This window comes from Lapillicoccus sp., assembly GCF_025353065.1.
GTDB lineage: Bacteria > Actinomycetota > Actinomycetes > Actinomycetales > Dermatophilaceae > Lapillicoccus.
This window is the reverse complement of the sequence record NZ_JANXRJ010000032.1, coordinates 24601-49015: the sequence shown is the minus strand read 5'-3', so window position 1 is coordinate 49015 and position 24415 is coordinate 24601. Positions and strand designations below refer to the sequence as shown.

Below are 24415 nucleotides of genomic sequence, written 5' to 3'. Positions count from 1 at the left end.
GTCTGACGAGCGGGGGGGGGTTCTTACCGTGGTAGCCATCGTGCACCTCCGGACAGGGGCACCGGCCCCACCGCGAGGCGGGGAGACCGGTGCCCGGTGTGTTGGTCTACCAGCCCGCGAGACCTAGCTGCTGGGCCTGCTTCTTGACGTCCTCGTCGTAGCGCGCCGCCCCGGCCGCGGCGGAGGTGATGCCGGATCCGACCTCGACCGTGATCTGCTCCAGCGACGGGCCCTTGACGGGTGAGAGGAACTCGAGGGCCGGGCTCGTGCCGTCCTTCTTGTCGAAGTACGACACCGTGTCCTTGACCACCTGGGGGACATCGGTCGGCAGCGTGCAGCCCTTCACGGCATATGGGCCGGTGGGGGTGACCCCGGTGGTCTGGGAGGTGCAGCCGGCCGGGCTCGCGAGGAACGCGACGAACTTCTTCGCCGCGTCGAGCTTGGCCCCCGTGGTCGTCTTCGGGATGTAGACCCCGTTGGGCGCCCACACCGTCAGCCCGTTGGTGGCCGCGTCGTCACCGGGGATGGGGAAGACGCCGATGCTCTGTTTGGTGGCCGCATCGGTGTCGTAGAGCCCCTGGACGACGGCGGTCAGCATCGGGTACTGGGCACCGGTGCCGTCGCCGAGCAGCTTGAGGCCGTCGTTGAGCTTCGCCGAGGCGAAGTTCTTGTTGAGGTAGCCGGCCTTGAAGACCTGCTCCAGCCGCTGGAACCCTTCGAGGGCAGCCGGGTTGGTGGCGTACTTGATCTTGTTGGCCGTATATTCGGTCGCGAAGCTCGGCTCGGCCGCCGCCACGTTGTGGAAGTCGCCGAGCACGAAGAGCTGAGAGGTCCACGTGTCACCGTAGGTCTGGATCACCAGGGTGATCCCTGCCGCCTTGATCTTCGCGTTGTTGGCCATGAACTCGGCCCAGGTCGTGGGCACCTTCAGCCCGAGCGTGGCGTAGACCTTCGTGTTGTAGAGCATCGCCCCGGCGAAGAACGAACCGATCGGCGCGCCGTAGACCGCGTCACCCGAGGTGACGGTGGTCTTGAAGTTGGCGTCGAGATTGTTCGCCCACGGCTGGTCGGAGAGGGGCACGAGGTTCGTCTCGGGCTTGAGCGCCTGGAACAACGAGCCGGAGTTGTAGAGGAACATGTCGCTCATGTCGCCGGTGGACAGGCGCGTCTTGATGAGGTTGTCGCCGTCCGTCCCACCCGGTCGGGTGTCGACCTTGACGGTGATCCCCGGGTTCGCCGCCATGAAGTCCTTGGTGACCTGGTTGGCCAGCTTGACGGTGGCGTCCCCGTTGTCGACGAGGTAGGTCAGGCTGACGGCGCCGGCCGTGCTGCCACCACCGGCGTCCGCGCGCAGGCTGCCGGCGCTGCAGGCGGTGAGAGCGAGGGTGCCGGCGGTGACGGCCAACGCCCTGCTCCGCGAGAAATTGACGGTCATGCCTAACCTCCACGTTGAGGGAACAGCCACCCGGGCGACTGTCGTCGAACTGGGCTTACATTGAATCGCTTCAATGTGGGGAGGGTAGCCGGGGCCCGAGGGTGACGTCAAGCACATGGCCCCAGCCAGTCGTCACTACTCAGTTGGCACCAATCCGTATGCGCAGCGCACCCCCTCGGCGCGTGCACTTGACGACGATGGGCCGACCCACTTAACTGAGGACTCGTTCTGGAAGGTTTCATTTTCATCTCGATTTCTGATCCCGCACCTCCACCTCGACCCCAGGATCGTCATGGCCAACTTCAGTGACATCGTCGTCCAGCTCGAGCAGCAGGCCATCGAGCTGCCCTCCTGGGCGTTCGGCAACTCCGGCACGCGGTTCAAGGTCTTCTCGACCCCGGGCACCCCCCGCACGGTGGAGGAGAAGATCGCGGATGCCGCCACGGTCCACGAGCTGACCGGCCTGGCACCCTCGGTCGCGATCCACATCCCGTGGGACCAGGTCGAGGACTTCCACAAGCTGGGGTTGTATGCCGCCGACCACGGTGTGCGCCTGGGCACGGTCAACTCCAACACCTTCCAGGACGACGACTACAAGTTCGGCAGCCTCACCCACGTCGAGGAGAGGGTCCGCGCCAAGGCGATCGCCCATATGCACGAGTGCATCGACATCATGGACGCCATCGGTTCACGCGACCTCAAGATCTGGCTCCCGGACGGCACGAACTACCCGGGCCAGGGCGACCTGCGTGATCGGCAGGACCGCTTGGCCGACTCGCTGGCGCAGGTCTACGCCCGGATCGGCGAGCACCAGCGCCTGGTGCTCGAGTACAAGTTCTTCGAGCCCGCCTTCTACGCCACCGACGTCCCCGACTGGGGCACGTCCTATGCCCACTGCGTCGCGCTGGGCGACCGGGCCGTCGTCTGTCTCGACACGGGCCACCACGCCCCAGGCACCAACATCGAGTTCATCGTGGCGCAGTTGCTGCGCCTCGGGAAGCTCGGCTCGTTCGACTTCAACTCCCGGTTCTACGCCGACGACGACCTCATCGTCGGCGCGGCAGACCCGTTCCAGCTGTTCCGGATCCTCTACGAGGTCATCCGCGGCGGTGGATACGGCACGGACAGCGAGGTCGCCTTCATGCTCGACCAGTGCCACAACGTCGAGGACAAGATCCCCGGCCAGATCCGCTCGGTGCTGAACGTCCAGGAGATGACCGCCCGGGCGCTCCTCGTCGACCGCGACGCCCTGCGCGAGGCCGAGCGCGCCGGCGACGTGCTGGGTGGCAACGGCATCCTGATGGACGCCTTCTACACCGACGTCCGGGCCGACCTCGCCGACTGGCGCGTCAGCCGGGGCCTGCCGGCCGAGCCGATGCGGGAGTATGCCGCCAGCGGCTATCAGGAGCAGATCGTCGCCGAGCGCACCGGCGGGGTGCAGGCCGGCTGGGGGGCCTGACCCGACCCTCCCCGGCGATCGAGTCACGAGTACCGTTGCGGCAGTGAGAGGAACGGCGATGGTGAAGGTCAGCATCAAGGACGTGGCGGGCCGCGCCAGTGTGTCGGTCGGGACCGTCTCCAACGTCCTCAACCGACCGGAGACGGTCCGGCCCACGACCCGGGCCCGGGTGCAGGCCGCCATCGACGAGCTCCGTTTCGTGCCCAACGCCTCGGCCCGCCAGCTCGCGGCGGGGCGCAGCCGCACCATCGCCTACCTCGTGCTCGACGCCACCAACCCCTTCTTCACGGACGTCGCCCGGGGCATGGAGGACGTGGCGAAGGGCGAGCGGCTCTCCCTGTTCATCTGCAACAGCGACCAGGACGCCGAGCGTGAGGACCAGTACCTCGAGCAGCTCACCGAGCTGCGGGTGCGTGGCGTGCTGATCACGGCGATCGACTACACCAACCCCCGGCTGACCCAGCTGCGGGAGCAGGGCGTGCCCGTCGTGCTCGTCGATCGCGCACCCGACGGCCTGGACGACTGGTGCACCGTGGGCGTCAACGACGTCGCGGGCGGCGAGCTGGCGGTCAACCACCTCCTGGACGGCGGGCACCGACGGCTGGCCTTCGTGGGAGGTCCGATGGACATCCTCCAGGTGGGCGACCGGCATACCGGCGCCGTCAAGGCCGTGGACGCTGCGGGCCTGGCCGGGCCGTCGCTGACCACGATCTCCACGGCCGCGCTGACCATCGCCGACGGCCGGAGCGCCGGCGAACGACTCCTCGGTCTTCCCCGCCGAGCCCGCCCCACAGCGGTGTTCTGCGCGAACGACCTCCTCGCCATCGGTCTGCTGCAGCACCTCACCCAGCTCGGGGTGCGGGTCCCCCACGACGTCGCGATCGTCGGCTACGACGACATCGAGTATGCCGCCGCGGCCGCCGTCCCCCTGACGTCCGTCGCCCAGCCGAGGTTCCTGCTGGGTCGGACGGCGGCCGAGCTGCTCACGGACGAGGCCGACCACCCCACCACGCACCGGCATCAGCACGTGACCTTCCCACCGGAGCTCGTGGCCCGCGCCTCCACCGCCGTATCCCCACCGACGACCCCGTAAAGGCCCCACTCCATGGTGACCCGTCAGCTGCCCCGCGCCCGCGACCTCCGCCCCCTGCTGCAGTTCAAGAAACCGATCCTCGACCCGACCGAGCGACGGCTGGCCACGGCGTTGACGATCGAGGACCTGCGCGTGATCGCCCGACGTCGCACCCCGCGGGCGGCGTTCGACTACACCGAGGGCGCGGCGGAGCAGGAGATCTCGTTGGCGCGAGCGCGACAGGCGTTCCAGGACATCGAGTTCCACCCCGCGATCCTGCGCGACGTCTCCCGCGTGGGCACCGGGTGGGAGGTCCTCGGGCAGCGGGTCGCGCTCCCCTTCGGCATCGCTCCCACCGGGTTCACCCGGATGATGCAGACCGAGGGCGAGTCGGCCGGCGCGGCCGCCGCCGCGGCGGCCGGCATCCCCTTCTGCCTGTCCACGATGGGCACGACGTCCATCGAGGCCGTCCGGGCCGCCGCCGGACCGGCGGGACGCACGTGGTTCCAGCTCTACATGTGGAAGGAACGCGAACGCTCGATGGCCCTGGTCGACCGGGCGGCCGCCGCGGGCTACGACACGCTGCTCGTCACCGTCGACGTCCCCGTAGCGGGAGCACGCCTGCGAGACAGGCGAAACGGCTTCACCATCCCCCCGCAGCTGACGGCGCGGACCGTCCTCGACGCCATCCCGCGACCCGCCTGGTGGGTCAACTTCCTCACCACCGAGCCGCTGACCTTCGCGTCCCTCTCGTCGTCGTCGGGGACCGTGGCGGAGCTGATCGACACGATGTTCGACCCGACCGTCACCTACGAGGACCTCGGCTGGATCCGGGACCAGTGGCCGGGCAAGCTCGTGGTCAAGGGAGTCCAGTCCGTCGACGACGCGTGCCGGCTGGCCCGTGCCGGGGTCGACGCGATCGTGCTGTCCAACCACGGCGGACGGCAGCTGGACCGCGCACCCGTCCCCTTCCACCTGCTGCCGCAGGTCGTGGCCGAGGTCGGCTCCGACCTCGAGGTGCACCTGGACACCGGCATCATGTCCGGCGCCGACATCGTCGCGGCCGTCGCCCTCGGAGCCCGCTTCACCCTGATCGGCCGCGCCTACCTCTACGGCCTGATGGCCGGTGGCCGGCGCGGCGTCGACCGGACGATCGAGATCCTGCGCACCGACATCGAGCGCACCATGCGCCTCCTCGGCGTGTGCTCCCTCGAGGAGCTGCGACCCGCCCACGTCACCCAGCTCCAGCGCCTCGGCCCCATCGCTCGCAGCACCACCCCAGACCCCCACGTGTTGCGGTGACGCCGCGAATGAGGGGGGTGGATCGTCCGTTTCGCCGGGATCTCACCGCAACACGTGAAGGGGGGTGGGGGCGACTGGTCCAGTCGTATGCCGTGGGATCGGCTTAGCGGTCTGGCCACGCCGCTGCCTGGGGTCGAGGGAGGGGGCCGGCAGCAGGTCGACCCCGATCCGGGAGAGACCTCCCATGAGCGCGACATCCGATCCGGGTCGCCTTCGACCCGTGGGAGATCGTCGCGGGTGCCCAGAAGCGCTGTGCCACAGCGCATCCGTCGTCAGACCTGTGCCGGCGCCAGACGCTCCATCATCCAGGCGGCGATCTCCTCACCCGCCAGGACCCCGGCGTGCCGGGTCACCTGGGCCCGGGGCGCCGACCAGCCCACCTCGATGAGCTCACCGTGACGCGGCACGATCGCGGCGTCGGCCGTCTCCAGCAGGGCCGCGTCCAGGAGCGAGTCGCCGGCGGCAGACGTCGTCGTCGCCCCCAGCCGCGCGACCACCTCAGCGGCGGCGTGCGCCTTGTCCAGTCCAGCCGGGGTGAGGTAGACCTTGCGCCCCTGGAGGGACACCTCCCAACCACGTTCTCGCGCCACGCCGGTGACCTCATCGATCCAGCCGGCCGGGACCCGGGACCGCTTCACCACGACATAGCAGAACAGGTCGGCTGCCTGCCGGACCTTGTCCACGAAGGGGTCCTCACCCCTCGGCGTGCAGAGACCCGCGAGCTGCTCAAGGATCTCGGGCAGCGGCGCCGAGGTCGTGGCCAACGCATCGACCACGGCCCGGGACCAGTCGGCGTCCTCGACACCGTCCGCGAGGAGGCGGCCGCCGTTCGCGCAGATCGCGTAGGCCGGCGGCGGACCTGGCAGGTGGATGCGGCGATACTGCTCGACGGTGCGAGTGGTCGCCGGGACGAGTCGTCGGCTCCTCGCCAACGTGGCCAGGGCCGCCGCCGCCGTCTCGGTGACGAAGGACAGCGGCCGACCGTCGTGCACCTCGATGCAGAGCAGGCGGGGTGCACTCTCGTCCGCTCCCTCGAGCAGCAGCGCCGACGGAGAGTAGACGAGGGTGCGGTCGAGGTCACTGAAGACGATGGCCCCGGTGGTGGTGTGCCGGCTCAACGACGCGCCGACCCGTTGCTCGACTGTGGCGCGATCAGGCCGATGCAGCTGAAGCCGAGGTCCTCGACCTCGACGACCTCGACCCCCCGCTGCCTCGCGAGCAGGACGACGTGGGCGAGCTCGGGCAACGCGTCCGGGCGGACGAGGACCTTCCACGGGACGCGACGCAGGAGTACCCGCGTCGTCTCCCCGACACCGGGCTTGACGAGGTTGAGGTCCTCGATGCCGTACTCGGCTCCGAGCTGCTCGACGACCGACCACCCGCTCCACGTCGGGGTCCGGTCCGATGCGTGGTGGGCTGCCAGCCCGGTCCGCACACGATCGAGCACCGCCGGGAAGCGCGCCACCACCGCATCGATGAAGCGGCGCGACTCGTCGGAGTCGGCCAGCTCCGCGTAGAACTTCGCGCCGTGGAAGTCGCCGGGTCCGATGAGCGTGTCGTTGAGGACGGTCCGCGAGACCAGTCCCGAGACGGTGGAGTTCAGGCAGGCCGACGGGACGAGGAAGTCGTCCCGCGTGCCGAAGTGCCGGACGCAGTGTCCGGGGTCGGCAAGGACCGCCAGCTCAGGCGAGAACTGGCTCCCCAGAACGGTGTTGGTCTTCGCGATCGAGTCCGAGAGCTCTCGGGTGATCGCCCCCTTGCCCGTCCAGCCGTCGACGAACACGACGGTCGCCGAATCGTAGCGGTCGGCGAGGTAGGACAGTGCGACCCGGTCGATCCCGCGCCCACGCACGATCGAGAGGGAGTAGTGCGGCAGGGTGACGCCCGCGGCATACCGGGCCCAGTGCTGCATGAGGATCCCGACGGGAGTGCCTGCCCGCGCCAGCGAGGCGAGCACCGGCGCCGGACCTCGCGTGGCCAGGACGAGCTCGGTCACGAGGCCGACGGCGTGGGCGACGCGGTCGGCGGAGCGAAGCAGGGCGTCGGCGAAGAGGGTGCGGTAGTCGTCGCTCGGCTGGTACTCGATCGGCAACGACTCGGCGTAGTGGGATCGCCCCGACTGGATCGCCGCCTCCCGCTCCCCGGTGGGCGCCTCCAGCGCGACCGCGGACAGGTCGGTCAGGAGCCAGGTCACCTCGTCGCGGGCGTAGGAACCGAACTGCGGCCCCGTCAGACCCTGAGCGCTCACGGGGCCGCGACGCTCACGGGGCCGCGACGAGGAACGGACGGCAGGCCGGCACGACGACGAGGACCACCTGTCGGGCCGCCCCCGACAGGACGTCCAGCAGCCCTCCCGGCGCGTGCAGCTCGGGGCGGTCGCCGACCGAGTCGACGACGAGCACGACGGTGTCGAACGCCGCGGCCGGGTCGGTGGGAGGAGCGGTCACGTTGTAGGCATACCGGGTCCCCGGCCCGTCGAGCGGGTCGTCGTGAGAGGGGAACTCGAGCCGGGTCCGGATCGCGTAGGTCACCTCGTCGACGGGCAGCGTCGGCGAGCGGGTGGTGGTGGAGAAGGTCACCCGGGCGCTGTCACCGAGGTGTCGGCCCAGCGCCTGGGCCAGCCGCAGCGGGGCATACATGAGCTCCTCGAAACCGAGCACGTGCACCCGGAGGTCACGGGCGCAGGGCAGCGCCAACGACGCGGCGACGGCCTCGACGGCGACCTCGAGACCGGCGCGGTCGGCGGGAGTGAACCCGTGACGCCCCCCCTCCCGGAGACCGACCGGCCACGCGTCCTCGAGGTGCACCACCCGAGGAGGCTCGGTCGCGGGTTCCTCCGGCGCAGCTCCGACACGGTCGGCAACCGCCGGTCCTGATGCCGTCGCGACGATGTCCACCAGCTGCAGGGCCCGGGTGAGGAACTCGTCCGGCAGGTCGATCTCCCCCGCGGCGAGGGAGACGACGTCGAGGCGGACGCCCAGCCGCTCGGCGAAGCGCGCCATCCGCTCGCCGTCGGAGCCGGAGCGCAGGTCCACCAGCGCAGCGATGACGTAGTGCGTCCGCGGGGTGTCGACGTGCAGCGCCGCGAGCGTGTTGAGGACGGTCGTGCCGGTCGAGAGCTCGTCGTCGACGAGGACGAGCGGGCCTGTCCCGGCGAACATCTCGCGATCCTCGGGCAGGAGCAGGTGGCTGGTCGCGTGGCTGTGCTCCTCCTCGAAGACGCACAGGGGGTCGAGGTCGGCCACCCGTCGGCGGGTCGAGTGCAGGTAGTCGACCTCGAGCGAGTCGGCCACGGCCTGTCCGACGGCGGTTGCCGTCTCGGCATATCCGAGCACGACGGTGCCGGGTGGGAGGTGTCGGCCGGCAGCTGCCGTCGCGTCGCGGCGCGCGTCGACGTGCGCGACCAGCGCGCGGGCCGCCCCCTGCTGTCCCGCGAGCGCCCTTGTCACGAGGCCTCCCCCGGTCAGGTCGTAGGGCCGCGGTATGCCGTGGAGCACCGCGGCCACGAGCACCCCCAGCAGCCGTCCGGACCCGTAGACGAGGTCGGGGTCGGCGGGCACGTGCTTGCCGAGGACGGTCGACACCAGCAGGTGCGCCCGACGGGGGTTGCGCCGCAGCGCCAGTCCCACCAGGGCGTCGAGGTCCACCCCGATCGGGGTGTCGAGCGTCCGCAGGGACACCGTCAGGGCGTCCGCGACCCACCGGCCGCTCCACGTCACCGCCATCGTCAAGGTGCCGTGCCTTCCGGTCGTGGTCCGCCCGGATCGGCCGTCCTGCGCCCACGCTAGAGGATGCGGACCGGCGAGCGCAGAGGATGCCGGTGACGATGGGGATAACCTCGCCCCACCAATGCCCCACAGTCCCCAGCAGTCCCCATAGTCTCCGGCAGCAGTCCCACGACCGAACGGCAGAACGACGCCCGTGCTCCGCATCTGGTTCAACCGGACGTACTCGACGACCATGCACACCATCGCGCTCCTGCGCTCGAACCCCGACGGCTCGCCGGTCCACGTCCTCGGGACGCACTCCGATCCCGACTCCCCCGTCCTCACCGCCTGCGACGTGACGGAGCCCGAGCCCGAGGACGACGTCCTGGGTGACGACTACGTCGCATGGGCCCTGGACGTCTGCCGGCGGCATACGGTCGAGGTGTTCGTGCCCCGTCTCCACCTCGACGTCGTCGCCGCCGCTCGCGAGCGCTTCACCGCGGCCGGGGTGGCCCTGGTCGCCGGGCCCGCAGCAGCAGCGCGGTTCCTCGAGGACAAGGCCGCCACCTACGAGGACGCGGTGTCGGCCGGGCTGGCCGTCCCACCGTGGCGCGTCGTCCGTTCCGGGGCCGAGCTCCTGTCGGCGCACGCCGAGCTGTCCCGCTTCGGGACCGTCTGCCTGAAGCCGGTCACGGGGGTCGGGGGCGCGGGGTTCCGGGTCCTCACGACCGAGCCCCTCGCGCTGGAGGAGGTCCTCACCTTCCCCTCCGACGTGGCCCGCGTCGGCGAGGTGGCCGCCAGCCTGGACGGCTACGCGGCCTCGGGGCAGGAGGTGCCACCGTTGATGCTCATGCCCTTCCTGCCCGGGCCAGAGGTGTCCGTCGACTGCCTGGGCGACGAGGACGGGACCCTGCTCGCGGCCGTCCCCCGCACGAAGGTCTCGCGTCGACGCCTCCTCGTCGACGACCCCGGCGCCGTCGACGTCGCACGGACGATCGTCGCGCGACACCGGCTGTCGTCGTTGTCCAACACCCAGGTCCGCTACTGGCAACATCCGGATCTCGACGACGCACCACGTCCCTACCTGCTCGAGACCAACGCCCGCATCTCCGGCGGACTGCACCAGACCGCCCTGGCGGGAGTCAACCTCCCCTGGGCCGCTGTCCAGCTCGCCCTGGGGCGCCCCGTCGTGCTCCCCGAACCGGTGCTCGGCGTCGCCTTCACCACCGTCTCCACACCGGTCCGGCTCGCCCGGTAATGTCGACACCGACTGGCACCCCCGTCCCTGACGTCGTGGGCTGCCCTGCGGATGCCGGTCGGCCGAACACCCACGCGGAAGGAGGGCTCGCTGCATGTCTGATGTCCCGACGGCCGCCCGCAATCTCACCCTCACCCCGCCGGCCGCCGTGGAGGTCGTCACCGATGAGCAGGCTCTCGGCGCCGTCGATCTCACCCCCGACGCCCGCCAACGACTTCGTGACCGGGCGGCGACCTTCGTCGCCGAGCTGATGTCGCTGGAGGCTCGGTCGCCGGCGTTCGCGCACAAGGTCGCCTCCCTGACGTCGATGGGCGAGCAGGACGTGCGGGCCGCGGCCGCGCAGTCGAGCCGGGTCATCATCCGCCCGGCGACGGGCACCGCAGGAGCAGGGAGCGACGCCCAGACGAGGGTGGCGACGACGCTCGCGCGGCTCCGCGAGATCGTCCGGCACCTCGAGCCCTCGCGAGCCCAAATGTCCGGGGTGCGGAAGGTGCTGGCGCGGTTCGCCGGCTCGGGCTCGGACGCCATGGGCGACTACTTCGGCCGCTACCGGTCGTCCCAGGCGGAGCTCAACACGGTCATCACCGCGCTGGCCGCCGGGCAGGACGACCTGCGCCGCGACAACGCCGCCATCGACGCCGAGAAGGCCACGATGTGGGCGACCCTGACCCGGCTCTCGGAGTATCACGAGCTGGCCTCGGCCCTCGACGACCGCCTCGCCGCGGCGGTGGTCGCCCTCGAGGGGGCGGGGCGGGTCGAGGACGCCACCACCGTGCGTGCCGAGGCCGTGACCGCGCTGCGGCAACGACGTCAGGACCTCCTCACCCAGCAGGCCGTCACCCTGCACGGCTTCCTGGCCCTCGACCTCGTCCGACGCACCAACCTCGACCTGATCCGGGGCGTGGACCGGGCCCAGCGCACGACGATCGTCGCCCTCCGCACGGCCATGAGCGTCAGCCGTGCCCTGCGTCAGCAGGACCTGGTCCTGGAGCAGATCGTCGGTCTGGACGCCGCGGCGACCGCCTTCGTGCAGTCGACCGCCGGGTCGGCTGCCGACGTCGCCACCCTTCAGCAGGCGTTCGACGACGTGTTCACCAGCATCGACGACCTGGCCTCCTTCCAGGACGGGGCGCGGGCCGCCCTGGAGAGCACCCGCGGCGCGCTGGAGGGTCATTCGCCGAAGGTTCCGCCGGCGACCGGGAACGGCAGGGTCGGATGATGGCCTGGTTCCGCAGAGCCGTCCCGGACCGCAGCGACCGCTCCCGGCCGGCCCCCACCGGCGCACCGGGCGGCGACACCCCGCCGGCGCTGCATACCTCCCTCTCCGATGTCGTGGCTGTCATCAACGCCCGGGCCGGGCACCTGCCGGTCGAGGCCGTCGTGCGGTCCCGACGACTCACCGACACCCTCGGCGAGATCGTCGACACCTCCACCGTGCGACCCCTGGACGTGTATGCCGTCATCGCCGTGCGGAGCACCCTCGACGACTACCTGCCCACCACCCTCCAGTCATATCTAGCGGTGGACCCCGAACGCCGCGAGGTCCGCAGCGGCTCCGGGCTCAGCCCCACCGACTCGCTGCTCCAGCAGATCGACATCCTCCAGACATCAGCGTCCGCAACGCTGCTGGCGGCTCGGGAGCAGGACGCCAATGCGCTGATGACCCAGGGAAGCTTCCTGGAGACCAAGTTCTCGCGATCCGACCTGGACCTGTGATGGCGGCCCCCCTGAAGCGCGGTGCCAACGTCGCCCTGACCCGCGAGATCCCCAGCCTGACCGGGGTCGTGGTCGGGGTGCTGCTCAGCTCTGCCGAGCGAGTGCTCACCGACAACCTCGTCGTGGCCACGATCCTCTGCGATGCGCACAGCCGTGCGCTGTCGGACGAGCACTTCGTGTTCTTCAACCAGCTGAGCCCTCCGGACCTGTCCGTGACCCGGCTCCACACCGCCGTCGGGCACGACACGGAGCAGATCGAGGTCGACCTCGCCCTGGTGCCACCGGAGGTGGTGCGCGTCGTCGTCGTCGCCTACGTCAACGAGGGCGTCGTCGCCCACCGGTCGCTGGGGCAGCTGCGTGAGGCCAGCATCCGGGTCCTCGACCTGCGGGGCAACGCCGAGCTGGTCCGCTCGGAGAACCTCGCCCCGGGGCTGTCGACCGAGACCGGTCTCGTCCTCGGCGAGCTCTACCGCCACGAGGGCGGCTGGAAGTTCAAGGTCATCGGGCAGGGGTATGCCGGTGGCCTCCGCGCGATGGCCACGGACTTCGGCCTGTCGCTGTGATCCACCACGACCCGGCGACGGCCCCGGCGCGGACGGACCTGCCGTGGCTGCGGCATCGGACCCTCCGGGCTGCGCCGGCCGCCCCCACCGCCCCCACCGCCCCCACTGCCCCCACTGCCCCCACTGCCCCTGCGGTCGTCACACCACCCGATCCCCTGGCTCCCCCGGCGGGCTCCTCGCTCGACCTGTCCGCGCCGCCGACACCGGCGGCGAGCACCTCGCTCGACCTGGGCGCTCCGGCGGCCCCACCAGCGGGCTCCTCCCTCGACCTGCCCACCATCTCGGCCGGCTCGTCCCTCGACCTCCCGCCGCTGCCGGCGGCGGGGCGTCCGGCAGCGGCGTCAGCACCTGCCCCCGGGGAAGCGACCCTCGTCAACCGACCACCGGTGCTGCGGGTGGTGAGCGGGACGACGAGCCTGCTGACCGGGCCGTCGCCGACGGTCACCCTCACCCGGGTCCAGTCCGGCGTGGGCGCCCTGAGCGTGCAGGCCGCCTGCGCCGACACCGTGGGCGACGTCCGCATCGGCTGCGCCTACGAGCTGCGCGACGGCACGACCTCCCTCGTCCAGAGGGCCGGCAGTCTCCCCACCGCTCCTCACACCGGTGGTCGTCCCGTCATCCGGGCCGGCAGGGAGCGCTTCGAGACGCTCACCGTGGACCTGGTCCAGGTGCGCGAGCTGCGACGGATGGCGGTCTACCTCTACTCCGAGAGCCACGAGCCGCTGACGTGGGGCGGGACAGCGACGATCGAGACCTTCGGCCGCTCACGCATCCAGATCCCCCTCGACCGACCGAGGTCGCGCGGGGTGCTCGTCGCGCTCACGGTCTACAACGTGGCGGGGGAGCTCGTCCTGCGCAACGAGAACCTCCTCGTGCCCGGGTCCATCCGGGCGGCCGCCCTCGCCTTCGGCTACGACCGGATCACCTGGGTCGACGACAACACGCCATTGACCTGAGTCGTCCCCCTCTCGATCGCCCGGGTGACGACACGCATATGCGGTCGGGTCAGAGGAGCGGGGCGATCACCGGCAGGAGGTCCACGAAGGTGCGGCCCGTCGCGGCGGCGCCGATCGCGGTCATCGCCCAGCCCGCGCCGTCCCGGGTGACCTTGGCCATCACCTGCGCGTTGTGCGTGCCCGAACCGGTCAGCTCGTAGCGCGCGCTCTCGGTCTCGGTGGACTCGTCGATGATCCGGCAGAACGCGTTCTCGATCTGCGAGAAGTCCTGCCCGGTGAAGGAGTTGACCGTGAAGACGAGCGACTGCACCTGCGGGGGGACCCGGGAGAGATCGACCCTGATCGACTCGTCGTCACCGTCCCCGGCACCCGTGCGGTTGTCGCCGGTGTGGAGCACCGACCCGTCCTTGCTCTGCAGCTGCTGGAACCAGACCTGGTCGACGAGCTTGCCGCCGCCGTCGAAGAGGAGGCAGGAGGCGTCGAGGTCGATCGACTGGGACCGCGAGCCGAAGAACCCCTTCTTCTTCATGGCGTCCCAACCGAGACCCATCCGGACCTGCGTGAGCCCCTGTCCGCTCGACTTGACCAGCGAGACCCGCTCGCCCTTGCTCATGTTCACGCTCATCGTGATCTCCTTAGCTCAGCTCGGTCTTGCGGCACACCACGGAACGACCCGATGCGCTGCGGTATGCCGCGCTGCGCCGGCCCAGCCCCTCGAGGCTACTTGTGTCCGGCCTTCCACCTCATCCCCCAGCCGAAGGCCTGGTCGAGGGCGGAGTGGCCGGGGAAGAACTGCACCTCCCGGTTGACCAGCAGCTCTCCTCCGCGGTTCTCGAGCACCGCGATGGCGCACATACCCGCGCCGGCCTTCGACTCGTCGAGGCGGACCTCGATCGTCGCGCCCTGCGCCGGGACGAGGGTCACCACCGCGTCCGCAGCGGCCCAGTTCGGCACACCCTCGTAGATGAAGGCGAAGACGAGGATCCGCTTGATCCGCGCCAGCTGACCGAGGTCGACGAAGAGGTTCTCCCCCGCGCTGTTGGTGCCGGACCGGTCATCGCCGTCCAACCAGACGACGGGCGGTCCGGGCTCCCGGTTCTGGAACGAGCCGCCGACCGCCTGGACGGCACCCTTCGACCCGTCCGCGAGCTCGTAGAGGCACCCGAGATCGAGGTCGATGGCGCGGGCCCCTGCGGCGGAGAGCCGCTTGAGGAAGCCACCCCCGGCCGCCGGTTGCTGTCGGGCGTTCCAGTTGAGGTTGACGCGCAACCGGCCGGCCGACTGTCCGCGCTTGGTCAGCGAGACGGTGGGCGCGGACTTGGTCAGGCTGACCGGAGCAGCCGGAGCCGGAGCAGCAGGAGCAGCAGCCGGAGCCGCGACCGGCGCTGCCGGAGCCGCAGGAGCCGAAGGCCTCGTGTAGTCGATGGGCATGATGGCCTTCCTCGTAGGTGGAGTTGCCGCAGGTCAGCCGGAGGCGTGGACGGCCTTGGCGTGGTCCGGCTGACCCGGCTGGTTGGCGTCCGGACCTCGACGGTTGCGCGCCAGGGAGGACAGGAAGGCAGCGCCGATGAAGCCGACCCCGATCAGCCCGGTGACGACCTCCGGGATCTCGGTCTTGATGCTGATGAAGAGGATCACGGCGAGCGCACCGATCGCCCAGTGCGCACCGTGCTCGAGGTAGACGTAGTCGTAGAGCGTGCCCTTGCGGATGAGGTAGACGGTGAGCGAGCGGATGTACATGGCGCCCACCCCGAGCCCGACGGCGATGATGAAGATGTCCTGGGTGATCGCGAACGCGCCGATGACGCCGTCGAAGGAGAACGACGCGTCGAGCACCTCGAGATAGAGGAAGAGGAAGAAGGCGGCCCGCCCGGACACCTTGGCCAACCTCGTCGGCCCGCCGCTGCCTTCGGTGCCCCCCTCAGCCGTGTCCTCCTCCTGCTCACCCACGCCCTCGAAGAACGATCCGAGGCCGTTGACGAGCAGGTAGGTGACGGCTCCCAGGGTGCCCGCGATCATCACGGCTCCGGGGTCCTTGGCCAGGAACTGAGCCGTGATGACGAGCACCGCGAGGCCCACGACGACGGAGAGCTGGTCGAGCTTGCCGAGCCGGGCCAACGGCCGCTCCAGCCAGGTCAGCCAGGTGATCTCGCGGTCCTCGAAGATGTAGTCGAGGAAGAGCATGAACAGGAACATCCCGCCGAACGCCGCGATCGACGGGTGCGCCGCCTGCAGCAGGTTGGCGTAGGTGCCCGGCTGGCTCACGGCGCCGCCGTCGAGGGCGAGCCTGACCGCTTCGACGGGGTTGAGGGAGGCCGTGACCCCGACGATGAGCAGCGGGAAGAGCAGCCGCATCCCGAAGACGGCGATGAGGATGCCGACGGTGAGGAAAATCCGCTGCCAGAACGGGTTCATCCGCTCGAGGATGGTGGCGTTGACCACCGCGTTGTCGAAGCTGAGGGAGATCTCCAGCACCGACAGGATCGCGACGAGCGCCAGCGCGGTGGGCCCACCGAGGATGAAGGCGCCGGCGAAGGCGACGACGGTGACCCCGAAGGACCACCCGAAGATCCTGAGGATCACCTGCGGCTGCTTGTCGAACGGGGTGGGGTCGGTGCCATCAGACGTTGATGCCGTAGTCCCTCGCGATGCCGGCGAGGCCGGCGGCGTAGCCCTGGCCGACCGCACGGAACTTCCATTCCCCGCTGTTCCGGTAGAGCTCGCCGAACACCATCGCCGTCTCGGTCGACGCGTCCTCGCTGAGGTCGTAGCGGGCCATCTCGGTCCCGTTGCTCTGGTCGACGACCCGGATGAACGCGTTCATCACCTGTCCGAAGGACTGCCCACGGGCCTGCCCCTCGTAGATGGACACAGGGAAGACGATCTTCTCGATCGTCGCCGGGACCTGCGCGATGTGGACCTTGATCACCTCGTCGTCGCCCTCGCCCTCACCGGTGAGGTTGTCACCCATGTGCTCGACCGAACCGTCAGGGGACTTCAGGTTGTTGAAGAAGACGAAGTGGGCGTCGTCGACCGCCTTGCCACTGGCGTCGCAGAGCAGCGCACTGGCGTCGAGGTCGAAGTCCGTCCCCGTCGTGGTCCGCGTGTCCCAGCCGAGCCCCACGGATACCGCGGTCATGCTTGGAGCGATCTTGGTGAGACTGACGTTCCCACCCTTGGTCAGACTGACCGACATCGATGTCTCCTCCTGCGTAGAGCTGTGGGAGCCGCTGTTGCGACCACCCGGTCATGCACCCGCTCCCGACCCGGGAAGGGATCTGGATCGTATCGGACGGCCCGGTCCGGACCGCCTGGACGAACCGTTCGCTATCAGGGTTCTCCCCGGAACATCACCGGACCGTCCCAGGAAAGGGCCACCATCCGAGGAACGGGCGGGGCTGCGCGGCAGTTCCCGACGGGGGACGAACGCGACCCGAGACTCAGGACTCGTATGCCGTCCTGACGGCGTCGTCGAGCTCGTCGCGCGGCCACGTCGCACGCAACAGGATGACGGCGCCGAGGCAGACGACGGCGCAGATGGCCACCGCGGCATACGCGGTGGTCTGCTCGGTGAGCCACCCGGCGAGGAGGTAGGCGACGCCGTCGGACCCGACCGACACCGCTGCCGCGAGCCCGAGCATGGTGCCGCGCCGCGCGCGGGGGGTGAGGAGCGTGAAGGTCGACTGGAGCAGCAGCATGAAGGACTGGAGGAGGCCACTGGTGAACCACAGCGCCCACGTCACCGGCAGCGACGGCTGGAAAGCGCACAGCAGCAACGGGATAGGCATCAGGAGCGCCATCGTGATGATGCGGGCGTTACCGACGTCGGGCGCCCACCGCCCGACGATGACCACGCCCACCGCCGCCCCGGCGATCGGGGCAGCCATGAGGAACCCCCCGAGGCGACCGTCACCGGCATACGGGATCGCGACGGCCTCCGGGACGGCGATGGCGAGTGCCGCGACCGAGCTGAGGGTGAGCAGCCGCAGGAGCACGCGGTCCGCCCTGATGAGCCGGCCGCCGACGCGGAGGTCGTGGAAGATCCCGGAGACCGTCCCCTCGGTGCGCTCGCGACCGACCGGCCGCTCCCGGACGACCAGCGCGACGGCGACGGCGGACGCGAGGAAGGTCACCGCATCGATCAGCAGCCCCAGGCGGGCCCCCACGAGGCCGAGCAGAAGGCCACCCACGGCGAGCCCGGCGGCCTGGTTGACCTGCTCGCTGAGCGACCCGAGCCCCATCGCCTTGAGGTAGAGCCGACGGTCGGGGATGAGGTCGAGCCACATCACCTGCGCGGCCGCTCCGTGCGGACCGCCGAGCAGCTCGAGGAGGAAGAGGATCGCGAGCAGCAGGAGGATCGGGCTGTCGGCCTGGACCCCCCACAGCAGGCCGAGGACGCAGAGGGACCGGGCGACGAGGGCCGCGATGAGCACGGTGCGGTAGGGCAGGACGTCGATGAGCGGGCCGAGGAGGCTGCGCCCGATGATGGTCGGGATGAAGCTGACGGCCAGCGTGACAGCGGTCGCGAGCGCGGAGTCCGTGCGGGTGAAGACCACCGCGGCGATGGCGAGTCGGGCGATGTAGTCGCCCCAGACCGACAGGGCGCCGACGACGTAGAGGGGCGTGAAGCCCTCCACCCGGAAGACCTCACCGAACGACGGCATCACCCTGGGGGAGGTCACCTCGTCCGTCATCCGTGAAATGTAGCGAAGGGTCAGGCGCCGTAGAAGTGGAGATCCGTCGCGGCTCGGCTGCGCCGGCTGACCCGGAGGTAGTCCTCCTCGAGAGCCGGGCCGTCGCCGGGTGCGCGACCGATGATCCGGCCCACGCCGTCGGCGTCGCGCAGGTCGCTCGGGACGCAGTCGACCGGGCGGCCGCGCCAGAGGACCGAGGCATTGCGCAGGGAGATCGCCAGCTGCCAGGCGGCCCGGAGGTCGTGCGCCGAGGGACCGTCGATGAGGCCCGTGTCCTGGGCCACCCGCAGCGCCGCCATCGTGCTCGTGACCCGGAGTCCCGGCACGTCGTGGGCATGGCAGAGCTGGACGAGCTGCACGGTCCACTCGACGTCGGTGATGCCCCCGAGCCCGAGCTTGAGGTGGCTACGACGGTCGGCGCCCCGCGGCAGCCGCTCGGACTCGACCCGTGCCTTCATCAGCCGGATGTCGCGCACCTGCGTGGAGCTCAGTCCCCCCGGGGGCCAGCGCAGCGGGGCGATGAGCGCGACGAAGTCGGCGCCGAGTCCGGGGTCGCCGGCCACGGGTCGGGCCCGCAGCAGGGCCTGGAACTCCCAGGTCAGCGCCCACCGCTCGTAGTAGGCGGCGTAGGAGACGAGACTGCGGACGAGCGGCCCGCCCTTGCCCTCGGGCCGCAGGTCGGCGTCGATCCCGAGCTGGGGATCGGGCCCGGAGGCACCGAGCAGGCGACGCAGCTCCTGGACGACGAGCAGCGCGCGGCGCTGGGCGACCTCGTCGGTCGTGCCCGTCGCGCCCTTCCGTGGCCGGTGGACGAAGAGGACGTCGGCGTCGGAGGCGTAACCCATCTCCTGCCCCCCGAGGCTGCCCATCCCGATCACGGCCAGGTCGGTGCCGAGGGCGCCCGCCGCGACCTCTTCCAGCTCCTCGACCCGCCGGACCGCCACCTCGAGGGCGGCGTGCAGGACGGCGCCGGCGAGGTCGGCCAGCGCCCTGCCGACCCCGGCGAGGGGGAGCTGGCCCGTCAGGTCGGCGAAGGAGATCCGCAGCAGCTCGTGGCGGCGGATCGACCGGATGGCGGTCACCGCGGCGGCCGGCTCGCTCTTGCGGCCGGCGGCGCTCCGCATGATCACCGCCAGCTGCTCCTGGGTGCGCGGGACCAGCCCGCGGTCGTCCCCGAGGATCGAGACCGACTCGGGCGAGCGGACCAGGAGGTCCGCGGCATACCGGCTGCGGCCGAGCACCCGGGCGAGCCGTTCGGCCGCCGAGCCCTCGTCGCGGAGCATCTTGAGGTACCAGTGGATCGTGCCGAGCTCCTCGCTGACCCGGCGGAAGGCCAGCAGGCCGGCGTCCGGATCGGCTTCGTCGGCGAACCACCCGAGCATGACCGGGAGCAGGGTGCGCTGGATGGCGGCTCGCCGGGACACTCCCGTGGTGAGTGACTGAAGGTGCCTCATCGCACCGGCCGCATCGCGAAAACCCAACGCCTGCAGGCGTGCTCGCGCCTGCTCGGCACTCAGCGAGGTGTCGGCGGAGGTGAGGCGCGCCGCAGCGTTGAGCAGCGGGCGGTAGAAGAGCCGCTCGTGGATGCGGCGCACCTCGCGAGCCCGCGACTGCCACAGCTCGACGACCGCGTTGGCCGGCGCGGTCCGCAGACCGATGGACCGCCCGAGCCGGCGCAGATCCGGCTCGCTCGTCGGCATCAGGTGGGTGCGGCGCAACCGGTGGAGCTGGATGCGGTGCTCGAGGGTGCGCAGCAGGCGGTACGCCTCGTCGAGGGTGGCGGCGTCGTCGCGCCCGACGTAGCCGCCCTTGGCCAGCGCCGCCAGGGCCTCGAGGGTGGTGGCCGAGCGCAGGGAGGGATCGGCGCGGCCGTGGACGAGCTGGAGCAGCTGGATGGCGAACTCGACGTCCCGCAGGCCGCCCGGCCCGAGCTTGAGCTGACGCTTCGCCTCCGCGGCCGGCACGTGCTGCTCGACGCGGCGGCGCATCGCCTGGACGTCCTCGACGAAGTGGTCGCGTCCGGCGGCATCCCACACGAAGGGGCTGATGGCGTCCTTGTAGGCCCGCCCCAGGTCGAAGTCGCCGGCCGAGACCCAGGCCTTGAGGAGCGCCTGGAACTCCCACGTCTTCGCCCAGCGCTCGTAGTAGGCACGGTGGCTCGCGATCGTGCGCACGAGCGGACCGTTCTTCCCCTCCGGCCGCAGGTTGGCGTCGACCGGCCACAGGCAGCCCTCGGCGGTCGAGGTCGAGCAGGCCTTCATCAGGCCCACCGCGAGGGCCGACCCGACGTGCAGCGCGCGCTCCTCGCTCACTCCCTCGGCCGGTTCGGCCACGAAGATGACGTCGACGTCGGAGACGTAGTTGAGCTCTCCCCCACCGGTCTTGCCCATGCCGATGACGGCGAGGCGGCAGTCCTCGTGACCGGAACCGAACTCCTCGCGAGCGATCGCCAGACCGGCCTCGAGGGCGGCCTCCGCGAGCCAGGCGAGCTGCTCGGCAGCGACGGGGAGGTAGGCGACCGGGTCGGGCGAGGTGAGGTCGAGCGCGGTCACCGACAGCAGCTCGCGGCGGTAGGCGATCCGCAGGGCGTCGTATGCCGAGTGCTCCCCGCGCGCTCCTCGCCGCACCGCGGCGACGAGCTCGGCGCGCAGGCCCTCGGCGGTGGGCGCGGTGGCCTCGGCGACACATCGCCAGTGCTCGGGGTGACAGGCGAGGTGGTCGACGAGGGCCGTGGATCCGCCGAGGACCGCGACGAGCCGGTCGCGCGCCGGCCCGCGCCGGCTCAGGCTGGCCACCAGGTCTCGCTCCTCGACGTCCGGCGCGCCGGGGTGGCCGGGCGTCGAGGGCCTGCGCGCCTTCAGCGTCTCGAGCACCCGGACGAGCCCGAGGAGCGCGAGGTCCGGGTCGGCCGCACGACTCAACGCCTCGGGCAGGCCGTCGTGGAAGGTGCCCTCGAGCGGGTCGACGAGCCCGACGAGGGCCGGGTCACCCAGCAGCCGGCTCGCCCGGTCGGGATCCGCGAACCCCAGTCGGGCGAACTGACCCGAGACGGTGCCGGCGCGCGACAAGTCAGAGCCGCGGAAGGTAGCGGTCGAGCTCGAACTGCGTCACCTGACGCCGGTAGTCCTCCCACTCGTCGCGCTTGTTGCGCAGGAAGAAGTCGAAGACGTGCTCCCCCAGCGTCTCGGCCACGAGGTCGCTCTTCTCCATCATCTCCAGCGCCCGACCGAGGGAGCTCGGCAGCGGCTGGATGCCCATGGCCCGCCGCTCGGAGTCGGTCAGCCCCCACGCGTCGTCCTCGGTCTCGAGCGGCAGCTCGTACTCCCCCTCGATCCCCTTGAGGCCGGCGGTCAGCAGGACCGCGAAGGTGAGGTAGGGGTTGCAGGCTGCGTCGATCGAGCGGACCTCGATCCGGCTCGACTGGCCCTTGGTGGGCTTGTACATCGGGACGCGCACGAGCGCGCTCCGGTTGTTGTGGCCCCAGGTGAGGTGGGCCGGCGCCTCTCCCCCGCCCCACAGCCGCTTGTAGGAGTTGACCCACTGGTTGGTCACTGCCGCGGTCTCGGCGCCGTGCCGCAGCAGCCCGGCGATGAACTGCCGGCCGACGGTGCTCAGCTGGTAGGGCGCACCGGCCTCGTGGAAGGCGTTGGTGTCGCCCTCGAAGAGGCTGAGGTGGGTGTGCATGCCCGACCCGGGATACTGGCTGAAGGGCTTCGGCATGAAGGTCGCGTAGATCCCCTGCTCGAGCGCGACCTCCTTGATGACCGTGCGGAAGGTCATGATGTTGTCGGCCATCGACAGGGCATCGGCGTAGCGCAGGTCGATCTCGTTCTGGCCCGGCGCGCCCACGTGGTGGCTGAACTCCACCGAGATGCCCATGCTCTCGAGCATCGTGATCGCCGCGCGCCGGAAGTCGTGCCCCGTGCCGTGGGGGACGTGGTCGAAGTAGCCCGCCTCGTCGACCGGCACCGGCGCACGGCCGCCCGGGCTGTAGGGCTCCTTGAGGAGGAAGAACTCGATCTCGGGGTGGGTGTAGAAGGTGAATCCGAGCTCGGCGGCCTTGGTCAGCGCCCGCTGCAGGACGTGCCGCGGGTCGGCGACGCTCGGGGACCCGTCAGGCATGAGCAGGTCGCAGAACATCCGCGCGGTGCCGGGGTTCTCGCCCCGCCACGGAAGGATCTGGAAGGTCGCCGGGTCGGGCCGCAGGAGCATGTCGGCCTCGTAGACCCGGGACAGGCCCTCGATCGAGGAGCCGTCGAAGCCGATGCCCTCGGCGAAGGCGCCCTCGAGCTCGGCGGGCGCGACGGCCACGGACTTGAGGGTCCCGAGCACGTCGGTGAACCACAACCTGACGAACCGGATGTCCCGCTCCTCGATGGTGCGCAGGACGAACTCTTGCTGACGATCCATGCCACGATCTTGCCGTATGCCGCGGCCATCGGTGCGCGCGACGCAACGACGACCGTTGGTCACTGCGGCGCGGGATCCCCCGCACACCCGGACGACGCCGTCCGACCAAGGGTCGTCGCTGCGCGCCGGTGGGCCCGTGCCTCCGTCAGCCGAGGACGGCGCGCGCCGCGTTGTGACCCGGTATGCCGGAGACGCCGCCGCCGCGTCGGGCGCCGGCCGCGGCGATCAGGACGGCGGGGTGGGGCGTCTCCACCCCCCACGTGCCGACCTCCGACGGGGTCTCGGCCCACGGCCACTGCAGGCCCCGGTGGAAGATGTTGCCGCCGGGCAGCCCGAGGTCGGCCTCGAGGTCGAGGGGCGTCCGGGCCTCGATGCAGGGTCGACCGGACGCATCCCGGAGGAGCAGCGGCCCGAGCGGCTCGCCGAGGACGGAGTCGAGGGCCGACATCGCGACGCGCAAGGCCTCCTCGCGGCGGGCGTCGTTGTCGGCGCTGAACAGCCGGGCCGGGACGTGGAGGCCGAACAGGGTCAGCGTCTGCGCGTCGCCGGCCGCGAGGTCGGGGCCGAGGATCGAGCGGTCGGAGAGGGTGTGGCAGTAGATCTCGCAGGGGGCGGGATCGACGACTCGCCCGGCGGCTGCGGCGGCATACCCGGCCTGGAGCGCGGCATACCCCTCGTGGACGTGGAAGGTGCCCGAGAAGGCGGCGACGGGGTCGACGTCGGGATCGGCGAGCCGGGGCAACCGGCGCAGGAGCATGTTGACCTTGAGCTGTGAGCCTTCGGGCGCGGGCCCGGCGGTGAGCGGCTCAGCTCCGCCGGCCACCAGCAACCGCTCGAGCACGGCCGGAGCGACGGCGGCGAGCACCGTTGCCCGAGAGTGGTGCTCGCGGCCGTCGACCTCCCACACGACCTCTCCGTCGGCCGTGACGGCGCGCACCGAGGCCCCCGTGACGATGGTCGCGCCGGCTTGGGTGGCCGCCCGCGCGAGGGCCCCCGACACCGCGCCCATCCCCCCGACGGGCACGTCCCAGTCACCGGTGCCGCCGCCGATGAGGTGGTAGAGGAAGCAGACGTTGGCGGCGAGTGTCGGGTCGTCGAGGTCGGCGAAGGTGCCGATCAACCCGTCGGTCGCGACCACGCCGCGCACCAGGTCGTCGTCGAAGGTCTCCCGCAGCAGCGCCCCGAGGGGGCGCGTCGTCACGGCGTCCCAGAGGTCGTCGTCCCCGGCCAGCTCGCGCATCGCCTCGGCCGCGCGCAGCGGCTCGAGCAGCGTCGGCCACACCCGATCGGCGATGGCCGCGATCCGGGAGTAGAACCGCTGCCACGCGTCGAAGTCGTGGTCGCTCCCGGTCACTGCGCGGAAGGATGCGCGGGTGGCCGCGGCGTCGCCCGTGTCGACGAGCAGCCCCCGGGACGGGTCGGACGGGAGCGGCGTGTAGGAGGAGTAGCGCCGGCGCACGAGGCGGACGTCGAGATCGAGGTCCTCGATGATCTGCCGGGGGAGGAGCGAGACGAGGTAGGAGTAGCGCGACAGCCGCGCGTCGATGCCGTCGAAGGCCTGCGCCGAGACGGCCGCGCCACCCACGTGGCCCTGCCGTTCGAGGACGAGCACCCGGCGTCCGGCCCGCGCGAGGTAGGCCGCGGCCGTGAGGCCGTTGTGCCCCGCACCGACGACGATGTGGTCGTAGCTCGTCACGTCGGGGACCCTATCCCGGCGTTCTGACGGGACCCCCGGGGCCGTCTGTCACCGACCTCTCGAGCAGCCGGGACCGGGCCTTCCCTACAGACTTTACCCAGTCTTTACCTTCCCCAACGCTCAGGTTGCTGACCGATCGAAAGGGGA

General features: G+C 71.0%; 20 protein-coding genes. 8 read left to right on the top strand and 12 right to left on the bottom strand.

Going from position 1 to position 24415, the window contains the following annotated elements; all coding sequences use genetic code 11:
- Nucleotides 1–106 precede the first annotated feature (106 nt).
- On the bottom strand, nucleotides 107–1435 hold the full coding sequence (locus Q0R63_RS02945) for an extracellular solute-binding protein (protein WP_295693739.1): 1329 nt from the start codon (nucleotides 1433–1435) through the stop codon (nucleotides 107–109).
- Between the two features lie 292 nt (nucleotides 1436–1727).
- Between Q0R63_RS02945 and rhaI the strand changes: the two genes are divergently transcribed.
- Genes rhaI through Q0R63_RS02930 form a run of 3 tightly spaced genes read left to right on the top strand, consistent with a single transcriptional unit; the run spans nucleotide 1728 to nucleotide 5268 of the window.
- On the top strand, nucleotides 1728–2894 hold the full coding sequence (gene rhaI / locus Q0R63_RS02940) for an L-rhamnose isomerase (RefSeq protein ID WP_295693736.1): 1167 nt from the start codon (nucleotides 1728–1730) through the stop codon (nucleotides 2892–2894).
- Nucleotides 2895–2937: 43 nt separating this feature from the next.
- The gene (locus tag Q0R63_RS02935; protein ID WP_366521072.1) at nucleotides 2938–3987 is read left to right on the top strand and encodes a LacI family DNA-binding transcriptional regulator; all 1050 of its coding nucleotides are present in this window, start codon (nucleotides 2938–2940) and stop codon (nucleotides 3985–3987) included.
- 12 nt (nucleotides 3988–3999) lie between these two features.
- Entirely contained in the window at nucleotides 4000–5268 is a 1269-nt protein-coding gene (locus Q0R63_RS02930; protein ID WP_295693732.1) for an alpha-hydroxy acid oxidase, read from the top strand.
- 272 nt (nucleotides 5269–5540) lie between these two features.
- Here Q0R63_RS02930 and Q0R63_RS02925 read toward each other — a convergent pair whose 3' ends face one another.
- The 3 genes from Q0R63_RS02925 to Q0R63_RS02915 are packed head-to-tail and all read right to left on the bottom strand — an operon-like array spanning nucleotide 5541 to nucleotide 8993.
- Entirely contained in the window at nucleotides 5541–6386 is an 846-nt protein-coding gene (locus tag Q0R63_RS02925; protein ID WP_295693730.1) for an HAD family hydrolase, read from the bottom strand.
- Nucleotides 6383–7516, bottom strand: coding sequence for a cysteine protease StiP family protein (locus Q0R63_RS02920; protein ID WP_295693728.1), 1134 nt, complete (start codon nucleotides 7514–7516; stop codon nucleotides 6383–6385). The genes Q0R63_RS02925 and Q0R63_RS02920 overlap by 4 nt, the downstream gene beginning before the upstream one ends.
- A 13-nt stretch (nucleotides 7517–7529) precedes the next feature.
- Nucleotides 7530–8993 (bottom strand): phosphoribosyltransferase family protein, encoded by a 1464-nt coding sequence (locus tag Q0R63_RS02915; protein WP_295693767.1) that lies wholly within the window; start codon nucleotides 8991–8993, stop codon nucleotides 7530–7532.
- A 196-nt stretch (nucleotides 8994–9189) separates the two neighbouring features.
- Between Q0R63_RS02915 and Q0R63_RS02910 the strand changes: the two genes are divergently transcribed.
- The 5 genes from Q0R63_RS02910 to Q0R63_RS02890 all read left to right on the top strand — a co-directional run bounded on the left by Q0R63_RS02910 (nucleotide 9190) and on the right by Q0R63_RS02890 (nucleotide 13468).
- Entirely contained in the window at nucleotides 9190–10233 is a 1044-nt protein-coding gene (locus tag Q0R63_RS02910) for an ATP-grasp domain-containing protein (RefSeq protein WP_295693725.1), read from the top strand.
- 94 nt (nucleotides 10234–10327) lie between these two features.
- On the top strand, nucleotides 10328–11452 hold the full coding sequence (locus Q0R63_RS02905) for a toxic anion resistance protein (protein ID WP_295693722.1): 1125 nt from the start codon (nucleotides 10328–10330) through the stop codon (nucleotides 11450–11452).
- Entirely contained in the window at nucleotides 11452–11949 is a 498-nt protein-coding gene (locus tag Q0R63_RS02900; protein WP_295693719.1) for a hypothetical protein, read from the top strand. Before Q0R63_RS02905 ends, Q0R63_RS02900 begins: the two co-directional genes overlap by 1 nt.
- Entirely contained in the window at nucleotides 11949–12512 is a 564-nt protein-coding gene (locus Q0R63_RS02895; RefSeq protein ID WP_295693717.1) for a TerD family protein, read from the top strand. The genes Q0R63_RS02900 and Q0R63_RS02895 overlap by 1 nt, the downstream gene beginning before the upstream one ends.
- Nucleotides 12509–13468, top strand: coding sequence for a hypothetical protein (locus Q0R63_RS02890; protein ID WP_295693715.1), 960 nt, complete (start codon nucleotides 12509–12511; stop codon nucleotides 13466–13468). Before Q0R63_RS02895 ends, Q0R63_RS02890 begins: the two co-directional genes overlap by 4 nt.
- Before the next feature lie 49 nt (nucleotides 13469–13517).
- On the opposite strand, the gene Q0R63_RS02885 is transcribed toward Q0R63_RS02890, so the two are convergent.
- The 8 genes from Q0R63_RS02885 to Q0R63_RS02850 form a co-directional block, all read right to left on the bottom strand.
- Nucleotides 13518–14093 carry a TerD family protein gene (locus tag Q0R63_RS02885; RefSeq protein ID WP_295693713.1) on the bottom strand — a complete coding sequence of 192 codons (576 nt, stop codon included), beginning with the start codon at nucleotides 14091–14093 and terminating at the stop codon, nucleotides 13518–13520.
- Between the two features lie 95 nt (nucleotides 14094–14188).
- Nucleotides 14189–14899 (bottom strand): hypothetical protein, encoded by a 711-nt coding sequence (locus Q0R63_RS02880; protein WP_295693711.1) that lies wholly within the window; start codon nucleotides 14897–14899, stop codon nucleotides 14189–14191.
- A gap of 33 nt (nucleotides 14900–14932) precedes the next feature.
- A complete protein-coding gene (locus tag Q0R63_RS02875) occupies nucleotides 14933–16051 on the bottom strand; it encodes a DUF475 domain-containing protein (protein ID WP_295693709.1) in 1119 nt (372 codons plus the stop codon).
- Nucleotides 16052–16088: 37 nt separating this feature from the next.
- Nucleotides 16089–16664, bottom strand: coding sequence for a TerD family protein (locus Q0R63_RS02870; RefSeq protein WP_295693706.1), 576 nt, complete (start codon nucleotides 16662–16664; stop codon nucleotides 16089–16091).
- Between the two features lie 244 nt (nucleotides 16665–16908).
- On the bottom strand, nucleotides 16909–18162 hold the full coding sequence (locus Q0R63_RS02865) for an MFS transporter (RefSeq protein ID WP_295693702.1): 1254 nt from the start codon (nucleotides 18160–18162) through the stop codon (nucleotides 16909–16911).
- 20 nt (nucleotides 18163–18182) lie between these two features.
- Nucleotides 18183–21230: a bifunctional [glutamine synthetase] adenylyltransferase/[glutamine synthetase]-adenylyl-L-tyrosine phosphorylase gene (locus tag Q0R63_RS02860; RefSeq protein ID WP_295693698.1), complete on the bottom strand. Its 3048-nt coding sequence runs from the start codon at nucleotides 21228–21230 to the stop codon at nucleotides 18183–18185.
- A 1-nt stretch (nucleotide 21231) separates the two neighbouring features.
- Nucleotides 21232–22572 (bottom strand): glutamine synthetase family protein, encoded by a 1341-nt coding sequence (locus tag Q0R63_RS02855; RefSeq protein WP_295693695.1) that lies wholly within the window; start codon nucleotides 22570–22572, stop codon nucleotides 21232–21234.
- A gap of 145 nt (nucleotides 22573–22717) precedes the next feature.
- Nucleotides 22718–24268: an NAD(P)/FAD-dependent oxidoreductase gene (locus Q0R63_RS02850; RefSeq protein ID WP_295693692.1), complete on the bottom strand. Its 1551-nt coding sequence runs from the start codon at nucleotides 24266–24268 to the stop codon at nucleotides 22718–22720.
- Nucleotides 24269–24415 lie beyond the last annotated feature (147 nt).